The sequence below is a fragment of the Synechococcus sp. Minos11 genome (genome assembly GCF_014279855.1).
Lineage (GTDB): Bacteria > Cyanobacteriota > Cyanobacteriia > PCC-6307 > Cyanobiaceae > RCC307.
Genome location: NZ_CP047953.1, coordinates 1506821 through 1528663, shown reverse-complemented (window position 1 = coordinate 1528663; position 21843 = coordinate 1506821). Strand labels below are relative to the sequence as shown.

At 55.3% G+C, this 21843-nt stretch carries 13 protein-coding genes; 8 read left to right on the top strand and 5 right to left on the bottom strand.

Annotation, left to right across the window (positions count from 1 at the left end):
- Nucleotides 1-60 precede the first annotated feature (60 nt).
- Nucleotides 61-6057: a hypothetical protein gene (locus tag SynMINOS11_RS08600; RefSeq protein WP_186547948.1), complete on the top strand. Its 5997-nt coding sequence runs from the start codon at nucleotides 61-63 to the stop codon at nucleotides 6055-6057.
- Nucleotides 6015-7211, top strand: a complete 1197-nt coding sequence (locus tag SynMINOS11_RS08595) for a YadA-like family protein (protein ID WP_186547946.1) — start codon at nucleotides 6015-6017, stop codon at nucleotides 7209-7211. Before SynMINOS11_RS08600 ends, SynMINOS11_RS08595 begins: the two co-directional genes overlap by 43 nt.
- 223 nt (nucleotides 7212-7434) lie before the next feature.
- Here SynMINOS11_RS08595 and SynMINOS11_RS08590 read toward each other — a convergent pair whose 3' ends face one another.
- Complete coding sequence (locus SynMINOS11_RS08590; protein WP_186547944.1) at nucleotides 7435-7578, bottom strand: hypothetical protein; 144 nt, start codon at nucleotides 7576-7578, stop codon at nucleotides 7435-7437.
- A 32-nt stretch (nucleotides 7579-7610) separates the two neighbouring features.
- Between SynMINOS11_RS08590 and SynMINOS11_RS08585 the strand changes: the two genes are divergently transcribed.
- Both SynMINOS11_RS08585 and SynMINOS11_RS08580 read left to right on the top strand, forming a co-directional pair.
- A complete protein-coding gene (locus SynMINOS11_RS08585; RefSeq protein ID WP_186547942.1) occupies nucleotides 7611-14771 on the top strand; it encodes a YadA-like family protein in 7161 nt (2386 codons plus the stop codon).
- A 29-nt stretch (nucleotides 14772-14800) separates the two neighbouring features.
- Nucleotides 14801-15088, top strand: a complete 288-nt coding sequence (locus SynMINOS11_RS08580) for a hypothetical protein (protein ID WP_186547940.1) — start codon at nucleotides 14801-14803, stop codon at nucleotides 15086-15088.
- A gap of 163 nt (nucleotides 15089-15251) precedes the next feature.
- On the opposite strand, the gene psbC is transcribed toward SynMINOS11_RS08580, so the two are convergent.
- Both psbC and psbD read right to left on the bottom strand, forming a co-directional pair.
- On the bottom strand, nucleotides 15252-16637 hold the full coding sequence (gene psbC, locus SynMINOS11_RS08575; protein WP_011936112.1) for a photosystem II reaction center protein CP43: 1386 nt from the start codon (nucleotides 16635-16637) through the stop codon (nucleotides 15252-15254).
- Nucleotides 16621-17679 carry a photosystem II D2 protein (photosystem q(a) protein) gene (gene psbD / locus SynMINOS11_RS08570; protein ID WP_011934677.1) on the bottom strand — a complete coding sequence of 353 codons (1059 nt, stop codon included), beginning with the start codon at nucleotides 17677-17679 and terminating at the stop codon, nucleotides 16621-16623. The genes psbC and psbD overlap by 17 nt, the downstream gene beginning before the upstream one ends.
- Nucleotides 17680-17885: 206 nt before the next feature.
- Here psbD and SynMINOS11_RS08565 point away from each other — a divergent pair, with 206 nt between their 5' ends.
- Together SynMINOS11_RS08565 and SynMINOS11_RS08560 are read left to right on the top strand one after the other, a co-directional pair.
- The gene (locus SynMINOS11_RS08565) at nucleotides 17886-18419 is read left to right on the top strand and encodes a photosystem I assembly protein Ycf4 (protein WP_043737098.1); all 534 of its coding nucleotides are present in this window, start codon (nucleotides 17886-17888) and stop codon (nucleotides 18417-18419) included.
- Between the two features lie 4 nt (nucleotides 18420-18423).
- A complete protein-coding gene (locus SynMINOS11_RS08560; RefSeq protein ID WP_186547938.1) occupies nucleotides 18424-19110 on the top strand; it encodes a peptidylprolyl isomerase in 687 nt (228 codons plus the stop codon).
- Here SynMINOS11_RS08560 and ilvN read toward each other — a convergent pair.
- A complete protein-coding gene (ilvN, locus tag SynMINOS11_RS08555; RefSeq protein WP_011936109.1) occupies nucleotides 19107-19637 on the bottom strand; it encodes an acetolactate synthase small subunit in 531 nt (176 codons plus the stop codon). The two genes, SynMINOS11_RS08560 and ilvN, sit on opposite strands and share 4 nt — an antisense overlap.
- Nucleotides 19638-19662: 25 nt before the next feature.
- Entirely contained in the window at nucleotides 19663-20568 is a 906-nt protein-coding gene (locus SynMINOS11_RS08550) for an alpha/beta fold hydrolase (RefSeq protein WP_186547936.1), read from the bottom strand.
- A 5-nt stretch (nucleotides 20569-20573) separates the two neighbouring features.
- Here SynMINOS11_RS08550 and SynMINOS11_RS08545 point away from each other — a divergent pair, with 5 nt between their 5' ends.
- Together SynMINOS11_RS08545 and petM are read left to right on the top strand one after the other, a co-directional pair.
- Nucleotides 20574-21695, top strand: coding sequence for a N2,N2-dimethylguanosine tRNA methyltransferase (locus SynMINOS11_RS08545; RefSeq protein WP_186547934.1), 1122 nt, complete (start codon nucleotides 20574-20576; stop codon nucleotides 21693-21695).
- 25 nt (nucleotides 21696-21720) lie between these two features.
- Nucleotides 21721-21819, top strand: a complete 99-nt coding sequence (gene petM / locus SynMINOS11_RS08540; RefSeq protein ID WP_011936106.1) for a cytochrome b6-f complex subunit PetM — start codon at nucleotides 21721-21723, stop codon at nucleotides 21817-21819.
- Nucleotides 21820-21843 lie beyond the last annotated feature (24 nt).

The window sequence follows — 21843 nt, the reverse complement described above, 5'->3', positions numbered from 1 at the left end:
ATTAATTGGCATAAGGCCGTGTCAGCTAGGGGGCACCTGTTTAGGGGGGCCATCTTTTCTTTGGCCATTCTCTCTGGAGAGGCCGTTGCACAGGTTTATGGCCTTTGCGGTACCGGGGCGGGATATTTTTCTGGTGATTTAGAAGTTATTGAGGCTGATATAGCCGGTGCCATTGCGATGGATGGCAGCATTGATTGTGGTGGATTTTGTGGGGGAGGAGGCACCGCTACCGGCGGGCTTGATGGCTTCTTGACCATGAATGGTCAGGCATTCGTCTCTCTTGGGGCGGTGACCATGTCGGAATGTGGAACTGGCGTCGGTTTTGCAAGTTTGCTGGGTTCAGCTGTTGGAGAAGCGCTTGCAATTGGCCCGTCGACTGCTGGAGGCGTTGGGTCAATTGCAATTGGTCTAGGCGCTGCTTCTTATGGCCTTGATACGGTTGCTATTGGCAATGACATTGCAAATATTGCAGGTGCTTCCAACGTAATGATTGGAAGTAATATTGCTGGAGTTGGTACAGCTGATAATGTCATTATTGGTAAGGGAATTGGAACTATCGGGGCAGCTGGAAATATTATTATTGGTTCAGCTTCTGGCGATCTGGGTGAAGAAGCAAGCATCGTCTTAGGCAATGGCACTACAAGTCAAGACACAGCGGGCAGCATTGTTATGGGCAATGGTGTTGATGCTTCTGGGAACGTTGGGGGTGTTGTTATAGGTAACGGCGCGGCAGGTACAGGAGGCAGTAATCAAATTGCTATTGGAAACAGCGTTACGACGAATGCTAGTCAAACAGTCGTTATTGGTGATCATGCTTACGCAAACTCATCTGCAACAGGTGCAATTAGCATAGGTTCTTACACCAACGCTTCAGCCGAAGATGCATTGGCGTTGGTGAGTGGTATCGCCAGAGGAGACGCTTCGGTTTCTATTGGTAGCAAGTCCAATGCCACTGAAGATGGTTCCATTGCCATTGGTAATCAGTCGATGAGTAAAGGTATTGGCTCCGTTGCCTATGGAGCTGGTTCCAATGCTGATGCAGAAAACTCTAGTGCAATTGGTGCTAGTTCTTCTGCTTTAGGTACAGCTTCTATCGCCGTTGGCCATTCGGCCACTGTCTCATCGACTGGTGTTAATTCCATTGCAATTGGTTCGTCAGCGAATTCAGCTCGAGCTTGCTCAATTGCCATTGGAACCCAGTCAGCTGCTGGGGGTATAGCTTCTATCGGTATTGGTTATGGCTCTTCTGCCTCTGATACCAATGCCATGGCTTTTGGTGTCTCGTCCATCGCCAATGCTTCCAACGCAACTGCTATTGGGGCTGGCTCTAAGGCAACTGCAGCTTCAGCTTTGGCGATTGGCTTGTCAGCAAACGCGGCGAATGCTCAATCGATTGCACTAGGGGTTAGTTCAACATCTTCTGGTAACCAATCCATCGCTGTTGGCTATGGCTCTACTGCTGACGCTGTCAATGCAACTGCGTTGGGCCCTTCCTCCTTTGCTAACGCCTCTAATGCCATGGCCATCGGTGGTAGCTCCAAGGCTACGGCTGACTCTGCTGTAGCGATTGGTGTTTCCGCGAATGCTTCTTACGCCCAGTCCATTGCGATTGGTACCGATACAACATCAGCTGGTTTCCATTCCATTGCTGTTGGTTATGGCTCAGCAGCTTCTGCTGCTAATGCGGCTGCTTTTGGTCGTTCGACAATTGCTAACACTGCTAACGCAACGGCTCTTGGTGTGAATGCATGGGCCACCGCAGATGCAGCCTTGGCGGTTGGCTCATTCGCAAATGCTTCAACAATTCAATCGATTGCACTTGGCGCCAATACAACAGCTGGAGGAGCCCAATCAATTGCTTTTGGCTTCAATTCAACGGCCAAAGGAATCTGTTCAGTCTCTTTTGGTTCTGCATCCTTCACCAATGCAACTGGGGCAGTTGCTATTGGGCCTAATGCAAGTTCCACTGGTTCCAATGCAATTGCCATTGGTACTAATACAACTGCAACGTGTGCGAATTCCTTTGTCCTTGGGGCCGGCGCTGTAGCTGATGGTGTGGGTGCTGGTGCTATTGGCTATTTGGCGAATACCCAAGGCGTCGATGCCATGGCTGTCGGCGTTAAGGCTTGCGCGCTTGGAAATAATTCCATGGCCTTGGGGACTACTGCTTGTTCAACAGGTGTCGATTCAATCGCGATTGGTTTTAGTGCTTGTTCCTCCAATACCAATTCAGCCTCCATAGGCACCAATGCCACGGCGAATGGCATCAACTCGATGGCTTTCGGTGCTAACTCGCGCGCATCGGGTACCAACTCGACAGCCATTGGCGCTCAATCATTTGCTGATCAGACCAATTCATTCGTCATAGGTCCCAATACCAGCGCTTGTGGTGCTAACGCTGGTGCTATCGGTGCCAGTGCTAATGCGACGGGTGTGTCTTCCTTGGCCATCGGCGTTCAGTCGTATGCGAAGGAAGAGAGCTCTCTTGCTGTTGGAACGAACGCCCAGTCGATTGGTACCAATTCAACGGCTGTTGCTGTTAATGCCTCTGCTAGTGGTGCTAACTCGATGGCCCTTGGCAAAACAGCCAATGCAACAGGCACCAATTCCACAGCGATAGCGGTAGCTGCCAAAGCCAATGGCTTTGACAGTGTTGCCATGGGTGTTCAGTCCAATGCCCAGGGCAATAAGTCGATGGCTCTTGGTACCAATACGTTCGCTAGTGGCATCAACGCCACCGCGATTTCTTCCAATGCCACGGCTGTAGGAAATAACTCGGTAGCTCTGGGGGTTTTTGCTAACGCTCGCGCTGAAAGCGCGCTTGCTTTTGGTACCAATGCCCTGGCCAACAAAACAAATGCAACGGCCATTTCCTCGAATGCCACGGCTGATGGTGCTAACGCCATCTCCATTGGTGTTTTATCCAAGGCCTTAACAGCCAATGCCCAGGCCTTTGGCGTAAAGGCCTATGCCGATGGCATCAACGCTGTTGCGATTGCAGCTAATTCCAATGCCACAGGAGCCAATTCCATGGCCTTTGGTGTTGATTCCATCGCGAACAAGATCAACACGGTTGCTTTAGGCACCAAGGCCATTGCTAGCGGTGACGGTGCGTTGTCTTTTGGTGCCAATGCACAAGCCACAGCTTTGGACACCATGGCTTTTGGTGTTAACGCCTTAGCAAGTCAAGGCAATGCCACCGCCATAGGCCGTGATGCTCAAGCCACAAGCACCAATGCTATTGCTGTTGGCTTGTTCTCAAAAGCAAGTGGCAATGTTGCTGTCGCTATTGGCATGAATTCCACTGCCTTGGCCAATGAATCCATGGCCATTGGCGCATTTGCGAATTCTTCGGAAAACAATGGCTTGGCGCTTGGCACTAATGCGCAAGCCATTGCGGTCAATGCCATGGCGTTGGGTACTGAGTCCTATGCCAATACGTTGGATGCCTTTGCTGCTGGTTTGCGCTCTCGTGCCACTGGTGTCAATTCGATGGCACTGGGCATGCTTTCTAATGCCAGTAACACCAATGCCTTCTCTGCTGGTTCTTGTGCTAACGCGCTTGGTATTAATTCATTGGCCTATGGAACTCAGGCCTATGCCAATGCCGGTAATTCCATGGCTACGGGTACACGAGCTAATGCAACTGGAACCGATGCGATTGCAGCAGGCGTCTGCGCTTTAGCTGATCAACTTGGTGCCATGGCTTTTGGTGGTTATGCCCAAGCAACTGGTAATAATTCCACGGCTGTTGGTGCCTCAGCCAATGCCACTGCCAATAGTGCTACGGCCATTGGTACCTCGGCAATTGCTACTGGTGTGAATGCACTGGCTCTTGGTGAGAGCTCCCAGGCCACCCAACGCGACGCGTTTGCCGCTGGTGCAGGTGCATGCGCTCTCGCCAATGGCTCCACGGCATTAGGCGAGTTGGCCATTGCCTCTGCAAACAATGCATCAGCGCTGGGCACTAAAGCCAATGCGTCTGGAATTAACGCGATTGCCATTGGTACTCAAACGGTTGCTAATTCCACAGATGCATTCGCAGGTGGTTTTAAAGCCAGTGCCTTAGCGAAAAGCGCCATGGCACTGGGGAGCAGCTCCAATGCCAGTGCAGCGGATTCCTTTGCTGGAGGCTTTCAAGCCAATGCATCGGGAGCGAGCTCCCTTGCTTTGGGCGTGAATACCTCTGCAACCAAATCACGTGCTTATGCCGCTGGTTTCAAAGCTTCTGCAACAGGCATCCAGGCCATGGCTTTGGGTGCAGAGGCCTCAGCAAGCAATCTTTCAGCTTATTCCGCAGGTTCATTGGCGAACGCCTCTGGCTCTAATGCCATGGCGCTTGGAACTCAAGCCAATGCCAATGCTGAAAGTTCCTACGCGGCTGGTCACTATTCCAGAGCTAGCGGGGTTAACTCAACGGCAATGGGCACCCATGCCAAAGCATCTGCTAATGATGCTTACGCCATTGGCTTCTTCGCGAACGCTTCGGCCGTTAATGCATTGGCTTTTGGCCCAGAAGCCAATGCCAGCGGGATTAACAGCATGGCGTTAGGTAGTGATGCGACTGCCAATGCATCCAATGCTTTCGCTGCTGGTGTGGACAGCATTGCCCAAGGTGCCAATGCCATGGCAATAGGAACCAAATCCCATGCTGTAGACGATGGTGCAATTGCCTTCGGCGTTGATAGCCAAGCACTCGGGAATAACACCGCATCGTTTGGCTCGAACTCCACGGCAAATGGCAACGATGCGATTGCCTTTGGCCACAACGCCAATGCCAACGCCGCCGAAGCCATTGCCTTTGGTGCGAATGCCAATGCGCAAGCCGATTCAGCGATTGCAATGGGTTTTAACAGCCTGGCAACGCAGAACAGCGCCACAGCGGTTGGACGCTTTGCGAAAGCAACAGCGAACCAAACGATTGCTATTGGCTTTAACGCCAATGCGGATGCCAACCAAGGCATTGCTATCGGTGATCAGGCGTTGGCTAATGACACTTACACCATTGCCATCGGCTCTAACTCTGATGCATCTGGAGACCGGAGCATTGCGATTGGTTTTAACGCTAAAGCCACAGGAATTAATGCCGCTGCCGTGATGGTTGGTTCCCAGGCCTGTGGAGTCAATTCCCTCGCCTTTGGTCAATTCTCTTATGCCTGTGGTGTGAACAGCCTGGCGATGGGAGTGGATGCACGGGCCACGGCAACCGATTCCTACGCCATTGGGGTCAATGCCAATGCCACTCACACCAACGGTTTTGCCTTTGGTACTTACGCCAATGCCCAGGGTGTTAATGCATTTGCTGTTGGGCCGAATGCGTTTGCCAGCGGCACCAATTCCTTTGCCATGGGTCCCAATGCCTACGCAAAAGGCAATGATTCCTTTGCGATGGGCCCTGGCGCTGTTGCCAATGGAGATGGTTCTTTTGCTCTAGGTGATTTTGCTACTGACGCTTCTGGCGCGAATGATTCTTTGGTAACTGGTGATGGCGCCAACGTCAGCGCCAGCAATGCCTCTGCTTTTGGCACAGAATCAACCATTTGGAGTGGGGCTACTTACTCCTATGCCTATGGCTACGACTCACTGGTTTATATCGGAGCAGAAAATGCGATTGCATCAGGAACTCAAGCCAATGCCTTGGCCAACAATTCCATGGCCATGGGGATGCAAGCTCAAACTGGCGGCGCTAACTCCATCGCCATTGGCTTCAATGCTCGAACTTACGGGACCTCAGATCACCAGCAGTCCGTCAACTCCATTGCCGTAGGTATTTCGTCACGGGCCAATGGCGCCAATTCAATGGCCTACGGATCAATGGCCAATGCGAATGGAGCTAATGCCATAGCCTTTGGCGCTAACGCCTCTTCCAACGGTCCGAATCCCAGTGCCTCAGGTACAAACGCTAGAGCCATTGGCTTCAACGCGATTGCTGACGGAACTGACGCCCTCGCCGAGGGTCGCAACGTGATCGCCATTGGTGTTGGCGCCAAAGCACTGGATACAACACCAATGTCGTGTCGATTGGTACCGACGGCTATGCCGAGGGCACGAACGTAGTTGCTCTTGGCGCATCATCTCGGGCTATTGGCGTCAATGGCATGGCCTATGGCAGTGATGCGAGAGCAGAGGGCACCAATGTCTCAGCATTTGGCACTGGTGCTTGGGCCACAGGAGTGGGTTCAACAGCGATTGGTCCCCGTGCCTATGCCTTTGGAGTTCAGACCCTCAGTGTTGGTGCTTATTCGAGTGCAGAAGTGGCCTACGCCTCAGCCTTTGGCCCTGGTGCCACAGCGCGCGCGTTTGGCTCCACCGCAATCGGCATGAATGCGGTCACAACACGGCCATTTGAGGTGTCGATTGGTAGTGCGTATTCCCCGTACAGCCTGCCTGGCTTGCACCCCAATGGTTTCGTGGGTGATCGCTACCAAAAGCCAGGTGAGAAGCGCTTTGTCACCACAGACCAAAACGGCACCCTAGGCACCACGAGCTACAGCCCCGATCAGGTGGTGGCATCGATTGGAGCGGTTGGAGCATTGAGTGCTGCGATGGGCTCGGTTCCAGTGACAACGCTGCTGCCCGACGAATCAGTGCGTTGTGGTGTGGGCACGGGAACCTACGGCGGTCAATACGCGGGTTCGTTGGGTTGCGCCGCGAAAGTTGCCAATCGCTTGTTCTTTAACGGCGGTGTTGCGATGACAGCAACCGACACGGTGAATAACGGAGCGATGGGCCGTTTGGGTTTCTCCATCGGCTTTGGTGGTGCGCCCAAGAAAGCTAAGCAAGCGGAACTGGCTGCAATTCCGACGATGAATATGGGGGGCAACAGCTTGTTTGAGCTGGGTAATGGTCAGGGGGTCACGGCAGAAGTGGCTGATTCAGACGTCCTGATGGCAAAACGCAGTGAGCCTGATTTAATTCCAGCGATACAACCTCAGAATTCTCACGATCGCAATGAAAGGGACCAGTCGACTCAGCATCGTTTCGAGCAGTTGGAATCTGAAATCGCACGTTTAAGGAAAGAAGTTGAAAAGAATTCAAGTACTCAGGATAGGGACGATGAGTATTTCATTGCGCTTGAACAACTTGAGAAACTTAAGAAGGAAAAAGAACAGCTCAGTAAAATGCTTGGTTCTTTGCGGAACCAGTTGAATCAACAGCAAAAGACTATTCAATTATTGCTCGAGAAAGTTGAACTCAATGCTCAACGTTGATTGCGTCATTGCATTTGTGATTGTTTGGTAGTATCCAATTTTTTCTCTTCTCTCCGCCTCTTTCAGTTGTTTAATCCTGGGGATTTTCCTTGATTTCTCTTTGAAAAGATTGGCTTTTTAGATCTGCACGCCAATTGCCCTTTAAGTTGCTCTAAGTCCGCTGGTCTTTCAGCATGTTCATCCTCTGGCGATTTTATTTGTATTATCAGCAGCTGCTAGCAGATCATGCATCAGCAAGGTGAATGGTCGAACAAAGCAATGCATGCATAAACAGCGATCTGATTTCCAGCTGTTGCGAATACGGTGCTGAACCGTGAGAGGCAATAAAGTTAAGTTGTGGTTTGCGGTTGATTAACAGTTTATCCATCAACCCCTGGGCAGCTTTTTAGTTTTTATCGCTTGAGTCTCATTTTGAGTTTGCTTGACCTTGGCGGACTGGTGCGTAATATTTTTTTGTATCAAGCACTGACTGCAGTGTCTTACAAAGGCCACCTTATTAGAGGCATTGTTTTTGGGTTAGCAATGTCTTCTGGGCATGCTCTTGCCCAGGTCTACGGTATGTGTGGTGTCGGGGCGGGCAATATCACTGGAAATATGGAAGTGCCCTCGGCAGAGATTGCGGGCGCAATTGCTCTTGATGGCACAATTGATTGTTTCCTTCTATGCGGGGGCGGAGGTTCTGCCTCTGGTTTATTAAACGGCGAGATTATCATGAATGCTCAGGCATTCAGTGCGATAACTACTTTTGATCTCGCACTCGCAGAATGCGGATTTGGAGTTGGATTTGCCAGTTTGACTGGCACTTCAGTTGGCGGTTCATTAGCTATTGGACCTTCAGAAGCTGGTGGTGCTGGCACCGTTGCAGTTGGCATTGGCACCACAGCCAATGGCGTAGCAGCTGTTGCCATTGGTAATGGCGTTGAGGTTGCTGGAGCTAACGTTGTAGCCATTGGTAATGCCATCGGAGATGGCGGAACAGAGTCGGTTGTTATTGGCGATGAAGCCGCTGGTGGTGGAGCCGCAGCGGTGGCGATTGGTAATGGCGTAGCCGGTGCAGGAGCTGGAGTTGTAGCGATTGGCAATGGCGCCGGAGCTGCGGGTGATCAAACCATTTCAATTGGCAATGCGGTTGTTGTTGGTGGCAGCCAAACGGTCGCTATTGGTAACAACATCGCAGATGGTGGAACAGAGGCGGTTGTTATTGGCGATGAGGCCGCTGGTGGTGGAGTCGCAGCAGTGGCGATTGGTAATGGCGTAGCCGGTGGAGGAGCTGGAGTTGTAGCGATTGGCAATGGCGCCGGAGCCGCGGGTGATCAAACCATTTCGCTTGGCAATGCGGTTGTTGTTGCTGGTAGTCAAACGGTTGCGATCGGCAACAACATCGCAGATGGTGGAACAGAGGCGGTTGTTATTGGCGATGAAGCCGCTGGTGGTGGAGCCGCAGCGGTGGCGATTGGTAATGGCGTAGCCGGTGGAGGAGCTGGAGTTGTAGCGATTGGTAATGCTGCTGGAGCCGAAGGTGCAGGCGCGGTTGCGATCGGTAATGGTGTTGCTATTCAGGGTATTCGGGCTATCGCGATTGGTAATGCAATTGACGCAGCTGGTCTTGAGTCGATTGCGATCGGTGATGTAGCTGCAGGTGCAGGCGAAGGTGCTATCGCGATTGGCAATGAAGCGGCAGCTGTAGGGAAGCAACAAATTTCAATCGGCAATAAAGTTGCTTCAATTGATTGGTTGTCCAGCAAGTATTTTAGCACTGGTGGAGCTATTGGTATTGGCAATGAAGCCCTTGTGGCTGGTGATAGCAGCATCGCAATAGGCAAGAACACCATCGCTGTTGGTGACAGCCTCAGTCAATACACCGGTAGTAATTTGGTGAGTTCCAATAGTGGTGAAATTGCGATTGGCAAGGGAATGGCTGCTGGAATGACGAATATCTCTTTGGGTAGTTATAACGTTGTCGGCCAAAATAATACAGCCATTGGTTTTGGTATTAACTTGTCGAAGGTTCCCTCTTGGATGGCAGATAATGCATTCTTAAAGGCTCTCCAAAAGTATACTCAGAAAATCCCGAATATTGCCGGCTTTAACACTACTGCTGTTGGTTCATCCAATCTTGTTTATTCAGGCACTTCAGCCACTACTCTCGGCTACGGCAATGCCATCATTGGTGACCACGCAGTCGCAGTAGGTACAGGGGTCAACGGTGGATTTTGCAAATTCTGGCAGGTCTTTTCCTCAAGTACAATTATCAAACTTGCTGAGGGTGGAACGCTCGAGGATACCCTTACAGGTATTGAAGAATGCATTGAGAGTTTAGGTACCGGGAACATTAATCCTGCTGGCTATATTACTGCTGTTGGAGACAAGTCCAATGCTTTGGCAAATGCGTCTGTTGCACTTGGATATAAAGCGAATGCATCGAGCTATGGTGCGATGGCACTTGGTACAAATTCTTCAGCTTCCTCGGATACCAGTGTTGCTATTGGGTACCAATCCAAAGTAAGCGGTACGAATGCCATTGCGATTGGATCTAATACATCTGCTACTTGTGCCAATTCCTTTGTTTTAGGTGCTGGAGCGATTGCAAACGGTACGGGTGCTGGAGCCATTGGTTACCTCGCCAATACCCAAGGCATTGATGCCATGGCGATCGGCGTTCAGGCGTGTGCCTTGGGCAACAATTCCATGGCCATTGGTACAACGGCCTGTTCCACAGGAACTGATTCCATCGCCATTGGCTACAGCGCCTCGTCAACGAATACGAATAGCTCTTCCATTGGCACCAACGCCACTGCCAGTGGCATTAATTCAATGGCCTTTGGTGCCAATTCTCGCGCTTATGGCACCAATTCAACCGCTATTGGCGCTCAATCCTTTGCTGATCAAACCAACTCGTTTGTGATTGGCCCAAATACCACGGCCTGTGGTGTGAATGCCGGTGCGATTGGTGCGAGTGCTAATGCCAATGGCGAATCATCCCTGGCGATTGGTGTTCAGTCGTTTGCAAAAGAGAAGAGCTCTCTGGCTTTAGGTACCAACGCCAAGTCAATTGGTACGAACTCCACCGCCATTGCGGTCAATGCCTCGGCAACGGGAGCCAACTCAATGGCCGTTGGCTACTTCTCAAGCTCAGAAGGCGTGAATTCAGCTGCATTGTCGGTGAAAGCCAATGCATCGGGTGATAACTCCGTTGCTCTGGGTGTGTTGGCCAATGCGCAAGGTGGCAATGCACTGTCATTTGGCACGTTTTCAAAAGCAACGGGCACCAACGCCACGGCAATCAGCTCGAGTGCATCGGCAACGGGTGATAACTCAATTGCGATTGGCGTTGATTCGCTCGCGAATCAGCAGAATGCTCAATCGTTTGGTGTGAGTGCTACCGCAGCGGGTGTGAATGCGGTGGCGATAGCAGCAGGTTCCTTTGCTAATGGCGCCAATTCAATGGCGATGGGTGTGCTGGCCAATGCCACCGCTTTGAACGCGGCTGCGATTGGTACCTATGCCCATGCCACGCAAAACGGAGCGTTGGCTTTTGGTGCGAACTCCTCTGCCATTGCCAACTACACAATGGCTTTTGGCGTGAACGCCTTGGCGAGCAGCAATAACGCGATTGCGATTGGCCGATACGCCAATGCCACCGGCAATGTCTCCATTGCTTTGGGCATGTTCGCTAGTGCGATCAGCAATGACACCTTTGCTGCTGGTGCCTATGCCCAGGCCTTGAACAACAACGCCTTGGCCATTGGCACCAATGCCACAGCTACGGGTGAAAACACCATGGCCATTGGCACATGCAGTAATGCTTACTTGGCTGATGCCTTTGCTGCTGGTTTGCAAGCAGAAGCGATTGGTGCCAACTCGATGTCGTTGGGCTTCCAGTCCAAGGCGCTCAAGACCAACAGCCTCGCCTACGGAACACGGGCCAATGCCTCAGCTGATAATGCGATGGCAACGGGCACCGGCGCCATCGCCTCTGGTAACGAGTCGATTGCTTCTGGCACAAGCGCCAGGGCAATGACAAAGGGAGCGATTGCGATTGGCCCACAAGCGAATGCAACGGCAAATGAAACCATTGCGATGGGCGCTAGCGCAGATGCACTTGGTACCTATGCGATTGCAATTGGCTATGAGTCATTAGCTAATAAAGAGCGAGCTTTTGCCGCTGGCGCACAAGCACAAGCGACGGCTAATGGGGCGATGGCACTGGCCGCCTTTGCCAATGCCTCAGGTATGGACTCCATCTCTGCAGGATTCAACTCACTTGCCCAAGGTAACAACTCGATTTCGCTAGGTACTAGTACCAGGGCGTTGGCGGATGACGCCTTTGCAACGGGCTTTCAAGCCAACGCTAGTAATACCTCGGCCTATGCAATTGGTACCCAGTCCAATGCTTTGGGGAGTAATTCAATAGCGATTGGTACTCAAACTATTGCTAACGCGAATGATTCTTTTGCAGGTGGGTTTAAAGCAACTGCACTCGCTGATAGTGCCATGGCTCTTGGTACTTATGCGAATGCCAGTGCAGCGGATTCCTTTGCTGGAGGCTTTCAAGCCAATGCATCGGGAGCGAGCTCCCTTGCTTTGGGCGTGAATACCTCTGCAACCAAATCACGTGCTTATGCCGCTGGTTTCAAAGCTTCTGCAACAGGCATCCAGGCCATGGCTTTGGGTGCAGAGGCCTCAGCAAGCAATCATTCAGCTTATTCCGCAGGTTCATTGGCGAACGCCTCTGGCTCTAATGCCATGGCGCTTGGAACTCAAGCCAATGCCAATGCTGAAAGTTCCTACGCGGCTGGTCACTATTCCAGAGCTAGCGGGGATAACTCAACGGCAATGGGCACCCATGCCAAAGCATCTGCTAATGATGCTTACGCCATTGGCTTCTTCGCGAACGCTTCGGCCGTTAATGCATTGGCTTTTGGCCCAGAAGCCAATGCCAGCGGGATTAACAGCATGGCGTTAGGTAGTGATGCGACTGCCAATGCATCCAATGCTTTCGCTGCTGGTGTGGACAGCATTGCCCAAGGTGCCAATGCCATGGCAATAGGAACCAAATCCCATGCTGTAGACGATGGTGCAATTGCCTTCGGCGTTGATAGCCAAGCACTCGGGAATAACACCGCATCGTTTGGCTCGAACTCCACGGCAAATGGCAACGATGCGATTGCCTTTGGCCACAACGCCAATGCCAACGCCGCCGAAGCCATTGCCTTTGGTGCGAATGCCAATGCGCAAGCCGATTCAGCGATTGCAATGGGTTTTAACAGCCTGGCAACGCAGAACAGCGCCACAGCGGTTGGACGCTTTGCGAAAGCAACAGCGAACCAAACGATTGCTATTGGCTTTAACGCCAATGCGGATGCCAACCAAGGCATTGCTATCGGTGATCAGGCGTTGGCTAATGACACTTACACCATTGCCATCGGCTCTAACTCTGATGCATCTGGAGACCGGAGCATTGCGATTGGTTTTAACGCTAAAGCCACAGGAATTAATGCCGCTGCCGTGATGGTTGGTTCCCAGGCCTGTGGAGTCAATTCCCTCGCCTTTGGTCAATTCTCTTATGCCTGTGGTGTGAACAGCCTGGCGATGGGAGTGGATGCACGGGCCACGGCAACCGATTCCTACGCCATTGGGGTCAATGCCAATGCCACTCACACCAACGGTTTTGCCTTTGGTACTTACGCCAATGCCCAGGGTGTTAATGCATTTGCTGTTGGGCCGAATGCGTTTGCCAGCGGCACCAATTCCTTTGCCATGGGTCCCAATGCCTACGCAAAAGGCAATGATTCCTTTGCGATGGGCCCTGGCGCTGTTGCCAATGGAGATGGTTCTTTTGCTCTAGGTGATTTTGCTACTGACGCTTCTGGCGCGAATGATTCTTTGGTAACTGGTGATGGCGCCAACGTCAGCGCCAGCAATGCCTCTGCTTTTGGCACAGAATCAACCATTTGGAGTGGGGCTACTTACTCCTATGCCTATGGCTACGACTCACTGGTTTATATCGGAGCAGAAAATGCCATTGCATCAGGAACACAAGCCAATGCCTTGGCCAACAATTCCATGGCCATGGGGATGCAAGCTCAAACTGGCGGCGCTAACTCCATCGCCATTGGCTTCAATGCTCGAACTTACGGGACCTCAGATCACCAGCAGTCCGTCAACTCCATTGCCGTAGGTATTTCGTCACGGGCCAATGGCGCCAATTCAATGGCCTACGGATCAATGGCCAATGCGAATGGAGCTAATGCCATAGCCTTTGGCGCTAACTCCTCTTCCAACGGTCCAAATACCAGTGCCTCAGGTACAAACGCTAGAGCCATTGGCTTCAACGCGATTGCTGACGGAACTGATGCCCTCGCCGAGGGTCGCAATGTGATCGCCATTGGTGTTGGCGCCAAAGCGATCGGATACAACACCAACGTGATGGCGATGGGTACCGATGGCTACGCGGAAGGTACCAATGCGATGGCCCTGGGAACCAACTCCTACGCTGTTGGAATCAATGTCACGGCAATTGGCCCTTGTGCACGTGCTTGTGGCCTAGATACCACAGCTTTTGGCACTAAGGCGATTGCCTATGGCGATCAGGCTTTAGCAGTTGGTGCGTTTTCCAGTGCCTATGGCGACTACACCTCGGCCTTTGGACCTGGTGCGACGTCGAGGGCCTTTGGTTCCACCGCTATTGGCATGAATGCGGTGACGACACGGCCGTTTGAAGTGTCGCTCGGTAGTGCTGCCTCTCCCTACAGCCTGCCTGGTTTGCACCCCGGTGGATTCATTGGTTCTCGCTACCAGAAGCCAGGTGAGAAGAGGTTTGTGACGACGGATCAGACTGGGACGTTGGGAACAACGAGCTATAGCCCCGATGAAGTGGTGGCATCGATCGGAGCGGTTGGAGCATTGAGTGCAGCGATGGGCTCGATTCCAGTGACAACGCTGCTGCCCGACGAATCAGTGCGTTGTGGTGTGGGCACGGGAACCTACGGCGGTCAATACGCGGGTTCATTGGGTTGTGCGGCCAAGGTGGCCAACAGGCTGTTTTTTAACGGCGGTGTTGCGATGACAGCAACCGACACGGTGAATAACGGAGCGATGGGCCGATTGGGTTTCTCCATTGGCTTTGGTGGTGCGCCCAAGAAAGCCAAGCAAGCGGAACTGGCTGCGATCCCCACCATGAACATGGGAGGGAACAGCTTGTTTGAGCTTGGTAATGGTCAGGGGGTCACGGCAGAAGCGGCTGATTCAGACGTCCTGATGGCAAAACGCAGTGCACCAGCCGTTTTGGCTCCAAAACCTGACAACTCCTCATCTGAACTTGAGCAATTGCGCAGTCGTCTCGCTGAGCTTGAGCGGGAGATTGTGGAGTTACGTGCAGGGTCCTCTGATGACTCTGCTGAAGACCAGATTGAGAAGCTTCAGGCCTTGCTTGAGGAAAAAGAACAGCGTGAGCAAGAACTCAATAAAGTCTTGGCTTCTCTTCAACAGCAGCTCAATCAACAGCAGAAGACGATTCAATTGCTGCTCGAGAAAGTTGAACTCAATGCTCAGCGTTGATAGTGTTGCCTCATCGGCTTTTGTTTCGGTTGAAACGCTTTATTTATCCTCTTGCGGCCGTAGTTTTGTTGGTCGCTTCTGCTCCTGCTAATGCCTCTGAGCTGGCTGATAAGTTCAAGGCTGAACTAAAGCGTGCATGCCTCAAGGTCGATACGCCTGAGGTCTGTCAATGTTTTGCTCGTAAAGTCACTGCACGTTATGACGACGGACAGTTACTGGCTCTGTTGAAGTTGCTCAAGCCAAGAAATAAAGAGGTTAACCAGATGTTTATGGTGACCCATTCCGTTGAAGGTCGCTCCTGCAAATCGACTGATTGAGGTTTTTGCTGTTTGGCTTTCTGGACCCCCTACGCCGATTGGATCTATGTGGGCGTTAGCTCGACCGTGATGCTGTTGATTATCTTTTTGGTGCTGCGTCCTAAACCATAAAAAAGCCCCCGCCGAAGCGGAGGCTGATGCGATTGCTTGAAGCTGATTGAAATCAGTCTAGGTCGGGCATGGCCAGCACAGGCTCGGCTTTGCGGTCGATGCCTTTCTCGAAGCCAGCAGCAGCAGCACGGGCGCGGCCCGCATGCCAGAGGTGACCAACGAGGAAGAAGAAGGCCAGGAAGAACTGGGCTGCACCCAGCCACTGACGCAGGTTCACATAGTTCACCGAGTTGGGCTCGGTGATGATGCCGCCCACAGAGTTGATCGACGCGTTAGGAGCGTGGGTCATGTACTCAGCAGCGCGGCGAACTTGCCAGGGCTGAATGTCGTTCTGGAGCTTGTCGAGGCTCAGGCCGTTGGGGCCACGTAGGGGCTCCAGCCAAGGACCACGGAAGTCCCAGAAACGCATGGTTTCACCACCAAAGATGATCTCGCCGGTGGGGGAGCGCATCAGGTACTTACCCAGACCGGTCGGGCCCATGGCCGAACCGATGTTGGCACCCATGCGCTGGTCACGGACCAGGAAGGTGAAGCTCTGTGCTTGGGAGGCCTCAGCGTTGGTGGGGCCCCAGAACTCAGAGGGGTAAGCGGTGTTGTTGAACCAGATGAAGGCCGAGCAGATGAAGCTCATGAAGCTCAGGGCTCCAAGGCTGTAGCTCAGGTAGGCCTCACCGTTCCAGATGAAGGCACGACGCACCCAGCCGAAAGGCTTGGTGATGGTGTGCCAGATGCCACCGAAGATGCAGATCAGGCCGAGCCAGATGTGGCCGCCAATGATGTCTTCCATGGAGTTCACTCCGATGATCCAGCCTTCGCCGCCAAAGGGGGCGCGGGTCAGATAACCGAAGATCACACCAGGGCTGAGGGTGGGGTTCGTGATCAGACGAACGTCACCGCCACCGGGTGCCCAGGTGTCGTACACACCGCCGAAGAACATGGCCTTGAAGACCAGCAGCAGGGCGCCGACGCCAAGAAGAATCAGGTGATAACCAATGATGTTGGTCATCTGGTTCTTATCGCGCCAGTCCTGAGAGAAGAACGCGGAGTAGTTCTCCAGGATTTCAGGACCACGCAGGGCGTGGTACAAGCCGCCGAGGCCGAGCACGGCAGAACTGATCAGGTGCAGCACACCCACCACAAAGAAGGGGTAGAGGCTGGTGACTTCACCGCCGGGGCCAACGCCGTAGCCAAGGGTGGCCACGTGAGGCATGCAGATGAAGCCCTGTTCGTACATGGGCTTGTCGAAGGTGAAGTGACTCACCTCAAACAGCATCATGGCGCCGGCCCAGAAGACCATCAGTCCGGCGTGAGCAACGTGGGCGCCAAGGAGGCGCCCTGAGAGGTTGATCAGACGGGCGTTACCAGACCACCAGGCATAGCCAGTGGAGGGCTGATCCTTACCGCCGATAACGAGGGAGGAATTAAAGGGCGTTTCCACGGGGCAGGACCTCTTCGGGGAAGATGAAGTTTTCGTGGGGTTGGTCGGCCGGAGCCATCCAGGCGCGCAGGCCTTCGTTCAGAAGAATGTTCTTCGTGTAGAAGGTCTCAAATTCAGGGTCTTCAGCAGCCCGGAGTTCCTGGCTGACGAAGTCATAGGCGCGCAGGTTCAGTGCCAAGCCGATGATGCCGATGGAGCTGGTCCACAGGCCCATCACAGGCACGAACAGCATGAAGAAGTGCAGCCAGCGCTTGTTGGAGAAGGCGATACCAAAGATCTGACTCCAGAAGCGGTTGGCGGTGACCATTGAATAGGTCTCCTCTTCTTGGGTGGGCTCAAACGCCTTGAAGGTGTTGGCGCCGTCACCGTCTTCAAACAGGGTGTTTTCCACCGTGGCGCCGTGGATGGCGCACAGCAGTGCGCCGCCGAGGATGCCGGCCACGCCCATCATGTGGAAGGGGTTCAGGGTCCAGTTGTGGAAGCCCTGCAGGAACAGCAGGAAGCGGAAGATCGCTGCCACTCCAAAAGAAGGAGCAAAGAACCAGCTGCTCTGGCCGAGGGGGTACATCAGGAAAACGCTGACGAACACCGCAATCGGGCCGGAGAAGGCGATGGCGTTGTAAGGACGAATGCCCACCAGGCGGGCAATTTCGAACTGACGCAGCATGAAACCGATCAGGCCGAATGCACCGTGCAGTGCAACGAAGGCCCAGAGGCCGCCGAGTTGGCACCAACGCACGAAGTCGCCTTGGGCTTCAGGGCCCCACAGCAGCAGAAGGCTGTGGCCCATGGAGTCCGCTGGGGTGGAAACCGCAGCGGTGAGGAAGTTGCAGCCCTCGAGGTAGCTGCTGGCAATTCCGTGGGTGTACCAGGAAGTGACAAAGGTGGTGCCGGTGAGCCAGCCACCCAGCGCCATGTAGGCACAAGGGAACAGCAGCAGGCCGGACCAGCCCACAAAAACGAAACGGTCGCGCTTCAGCCAGTCATCGAGGACGTCGAACCATCCCCTCCCAGCTGGCGCCCGCCCTACAGCAATCGTCATCGATGTTGTTGCGGAGAATTCCCCGCGATGAGGTCGGATACCCGGCGATCGTAACAATGAAACCCAAGCCGCTGCGGGATTTGTCATTCCTCTGACATGCTTTGTGGCACAGGGGTTTTGCTGATTTTCACAGCCGCCGTAGGTATTTATTCAGTCGAAGGGTTGGGCTCATCGGTCAGGATGCCTCCACTTCTTTGCGCTCCCCCATGGACGCCCCGATTGATCAGCCGGTGCTCGGTTCGCGTCGTCTTTCCAACTATTTAGTAGCGCTGTTGGTCTCGATCGGTGGTGTCGGTTTTCTGCTCACCAGTGCGTCGAGCTATTTCGGCCGTGATTTCCTGCCCATTGGTCACCCGGCGGAATTGATCTGGGTTCCCCAGGGGTTGGTGATGGGGGCCTATGGGGTAGGAGCGGTACTGCTGAGCAGCTACCTCTGGGCCGTGATTGCCATCGATGTGGGTGGCGGCCGGAACCTGTTTGACCGTGGAGCCGACACGATCACGATTGAGCGCCGGGGCTTTCGCCGCCTGATCAGCTTCACGCTGCCCTGCGGTGATGTGCAGGCGGTCAAGGTTGAGGTGCGCGATGGTCTCAATCCCCGCCGCCGTTTGGCGCTGCGCTTGCGCGGCCGCCGCGATGTGCCGCTCACCAGGGTTGGCGAACCGATCGCCTTGGCGGAGCTCGAGCGCAGTGGCGCTGAACTCGCCCGTTATCTCAATGTTCCCCTGGAGGGCGTGTAAGCCAATGTTGATGACTTGGACGCGCCGAGGCGGTTTCGCCCTGCTGCTGGCCTTGCTGCTGGTGTTGCCGGCTTGCGCCAGCACCCCAGTGGCCTCTGGCTATGGCTGTGAGCAAAGCCCGGTGAGCTGCCTGCAGGGCAGTGCCCAGGTGGCGCTCACCACCGAGAAAGGTCGGGTGCTGCTGGAACTGCAAGGCCAACAAGCGCCGCTCACCGCTGGCAACTTCTTGGATTTGGTGCAGCGCGGCGCCTACGCCAACACGGTGTTTCACCGGGTGGTGCGTGAACCCAGCCCCTTTGTGGTGCAGGGCGGTGATCCCCGCAGCAGCGATCCCAAAGTGCCGCCCGGCCAATACGGAACCGGCAATTTCACCGATCCCGCCACAGGCTCACCACGCTTCATTCCCTTGGAGGTGAAGCTGCAGGGTGAATCCGAGCCCCGCTATGGCAACCCTGTGCTGGGTGCGGGCATCAGCGATCGCTTGGCCCTGCCTCACCAGCGCGGAGCACTGGCCATGGCTCGTTCGCAAGATCCCAATTCAGCCAGCGCGCAGTTCTATATCGCCCTTAATGATCTTCCTGAACTCGATGGCCGCTATGCCGTCTTCGGCCGGGTGATTGAAGGGATGGAGGTGGTGGATCAGATCCGCCAGGGCGACAAGCTGATCAAGGCCGAGATCATCCAGCCCTAGGCCGGCACGTAGGTCTGCGCTTGCTGCAGTTTGAGGGTTTCAGTGTTCACCCCTGAAGCCCGCTGCAGCGCCACTTTTCCGGTGCGCGCAATTTCCAAAATCCCAAAAGGCCGCAGCAGCTGCTCGAGGGCCACCAACTTGCCGGGATCACCCACCACTTCCAGGGTGAGGGCTTCATCGGCCACATCCACCACCTTGGCCCGGAACACCTGAACCAGGTCAAACACCGAGCCGCGGCTGTTGCTGTCGGCTTTGACCTTCACCAGCATCAGCTCACGCTCAACGGCGGCGATGCCGGAGAGATCGATCACCTGCAGCACGTTCACCAGCTTGAGCAGCTGCTTGGTCATCTGCTCAAGGGCGTTGTCATCGCCCGCCACCACCATGGTGAGTCGGGAGACGCCGTCTTGTTCGGTGGGGCCCACCGCCAGGCTTTCAATGTTGAATCCGCGCCGCGCAAACAGGCCGGAGATCCGGCTAAGGGCGCCGGATTCGTCTTCAACTAACACCGAAAGGGTGTGCTTCATCACCGCCTGAGGGCTTCGCCCAAACCTATCTCGTTGGCGACTGCTGTTTCAGCCAAGCAATCAGAGCGTTGTTGAAGATCTCCGGTGCCTCGTCATGGGGGCAGTGGCCAAGCTCCTCAAACCAGTGCAGGTGCACGAGCCCTGCTGGCGCCTGCTGAACTACTCGCTGGGCAATCACGGGGGGCACCAGACGGTCGCGGCGGCCCCAGAGCAACAGCATCGGCTGCTGCAAGCGCGTCAGCAGCTGCGGGGCCGTGGCCCGTGCGGGCCGCAGCGCCATGCCGCGCACCATCGCCCCGAGGGCACGGCCAGCGCTGCTGCGGCTAGCGGGCCAACGAATCAGTTGCACCAGTTCGCCATCGATCCGCTCGCCGTTGGCGTAAGCGCTGGCTAGGCCCATGCGCAGCAAGGGCTTCTGGCGCAGCACAGCGACCAGGAGCCCCAGCGGCAGGCAGCGGCTCACCAGTAGCACCAGCCAGCGCTGCCAGCGGCGGCTCCAGGGGCTGCGCCGCAGCGGCACCGGCGTGAGCAAGGTGGGATCAGGCAGCGGAGCTGCCGCTACAGCAACCACCAGCTCAGGGCGAAACACAGCCGTGGTGAGCCCCACCAGCGAGCCCAGGGAGTTGCCCACCACCACCGCTGGCTGCCCCACGACCTGCTCGAGGAAGCACTGCAGTTGCCGGCTCCAGAGGCGGTTGTCGAGCCTGCCGCCGGGTTGATCGCTCTGGCCAAAGCCCAGCAGATCCATGGCGTAGACGCGGTAGCCCGCCGCCGCTAGGGCCTCAGCGTTATCGCGCCAATGGCCGCTGCTGGCGCCAAAGCCGTGCAGCAGCACCAGGGCAGGCCGGTCACTGGCGCCGGTGCAGCGCCAGTGGCAGCGCCAAGACTCAAACTGAAACCAGCTCTGGTGGCCCCAGTCGCTGCCGGCCATGGCGGATGCAGGCGAAACCCACTCACTATTGCGAAGGTCAGGCGCGGCTGGATCCCGGGCCTGGCTTCTTTCGGCCTGATTCCAGGCCAGCACGCGATTGCGGCGTGCTGCTGCTGCGCTGGCTGGCGCAGCAAAAAGGAGCCGCTAAGCCCTTAGTGGTGCTGGATGGTTTGGCTGGCTGCGGCATTCGCTCCCTGCGCTACGGGCTTGAAGCCCATGCCACCGAGATCTGGGCCAATGACGCTGATCCCGATCGCTTGCCGTTGCTGCAAGGCAATCTCAGCGCGTTAGGCGGGGCGCACTGCAGCGCCATCACGATCCAAAAACTGCTGGCCCAGTGCGCAGCGATTGAGCAGCGGTTTGATTTTGTGGATCTCGATGCCTTTGGCGCGCCGATGGCCCTGGTGCCCTGGGCCCTTGAGGCGGTGCGCTTTGGCGGCGTCCTTTATTTAGCGAGCACCGATGGCCGCTCCTTCACGGGCCACGACCGCACAGCGGCGCTACGGCGCTTGGGGGCTGCCGCGCGGGCGCAGCCCTGCAGCTGGGAGCTGGCTCTGCGTTTGCAGTTGGGCGCGATCGCCCGTAGCGCTTGGAGTTTGGGGCGCGGTATTCGGCCGCTGCTGAGCTTCAGCGATGGGCGCACCTTCCGCACAGCGGTGCAGGTGTTGCGCTCGCCTGCCCCGGCAGAAGAGCAGCTGTTGGGGCTGCAGGGCTATTGCCACAGCTGCGGCTCCCACCGCGGCGTGTCATTGCTGCGCTGGCGCGAGTTGGGTGCTTGCTCCTGCGGCGCTGAGCCTGTGATGAGTGGCCCCCTGTGGCGCGGGCCGCTGCAAGAGGTTGCTGTTTTGGCGCAACTTCTGGAGATGGAGGAGCCGGGCTCGCCGCTGCTGGCTCCAGCCTCCAGGCGCTTGCTGCAGCGGCTGCAGGCCGATAACGGGCTGCCAGCGGAAGCCAGCGACTTGGCCGATCTGGCGCGCCAGCTGCAAGGCGGACCGCCAAAGCTCAAGGATTTGCTGTGCCGTTTGCAGCAGGGTGGCTGGTGCGCCCAGACCAGTGGCATCGCTCCTGAGCAATTCCGCACCGACGCGCCATGGGCTGAGGTGCTCGCCGCTGCCAAGGCTGGATAAGCTGGCGCACACTTGTTGCTCGTCAATGGCCTCAGAGATCTTTGGCACTGCTGCCCTGTTTTGGGTGCTGATTCCTCTGGGCTTGGCTGGCGGCGCCCTGCTGCTCAAGCTCCAGGGCGACTGAACCCACTCGCGCAGTTCTGTCCCT

Coding starts and splice junctions, on each gene's coding strand:
- SynMINOS11_RS08590 (WP_186547944.1), bottom strand. CDS start 7,578: ATGGATAAACTGTTAATCAACCGCAAACCACAACTTAACTTTATTGCC.
- psbD (WP_011934677.1), bottom strand. CDS start 17,679: ATGACGATTGCTGTAGGGCGGGCGCCAGCTGGGAGGGGATGGTTCGAC.
- SynMINOS11_RS08565 (WP_043737098.1), top strand. CDS start 17,886: ATGGACGCCCCGATTGATCAGCCGGTGCTCGGTTCGCGTCGTCTTTCC.
- SynMINOS11_RS08560 (WP_186547938.1), top strand. CDS start 18,424: ATGTTGATGACTTGGACGCGCCGAGGCGGTTTCGCCCTGCTGCTGGCC.
- ilvN (WP_011936109.1), bottom strand. CDS start 19,637: ATGAAGCACACCCTTTCGGTGTTAGTTGAAGACGAATCCGGCGCCCTT.
- SynMINOS11_RS08550 (WP_186547936.1), bottom strand. CDS start 20,568: ATGGCCGGCAGCGACTGGGGCCACCAGAGCTGGTTTCAGTTTGAGTCT.
- SynMINOS11_RS08545 (WP_186547934.1), top strand. CDS start 20,574: ATGCAGGCGAAACCCACTCACTATTGCGAAGGTCAGGCGCGGCTGGAT.
- petM (WP_011936106.1), top strand. CDS start 21,721: ATGGCCTCAGAGATCTTTGGCACTGCTGCCCTGTTTTGGGTGCTGATT.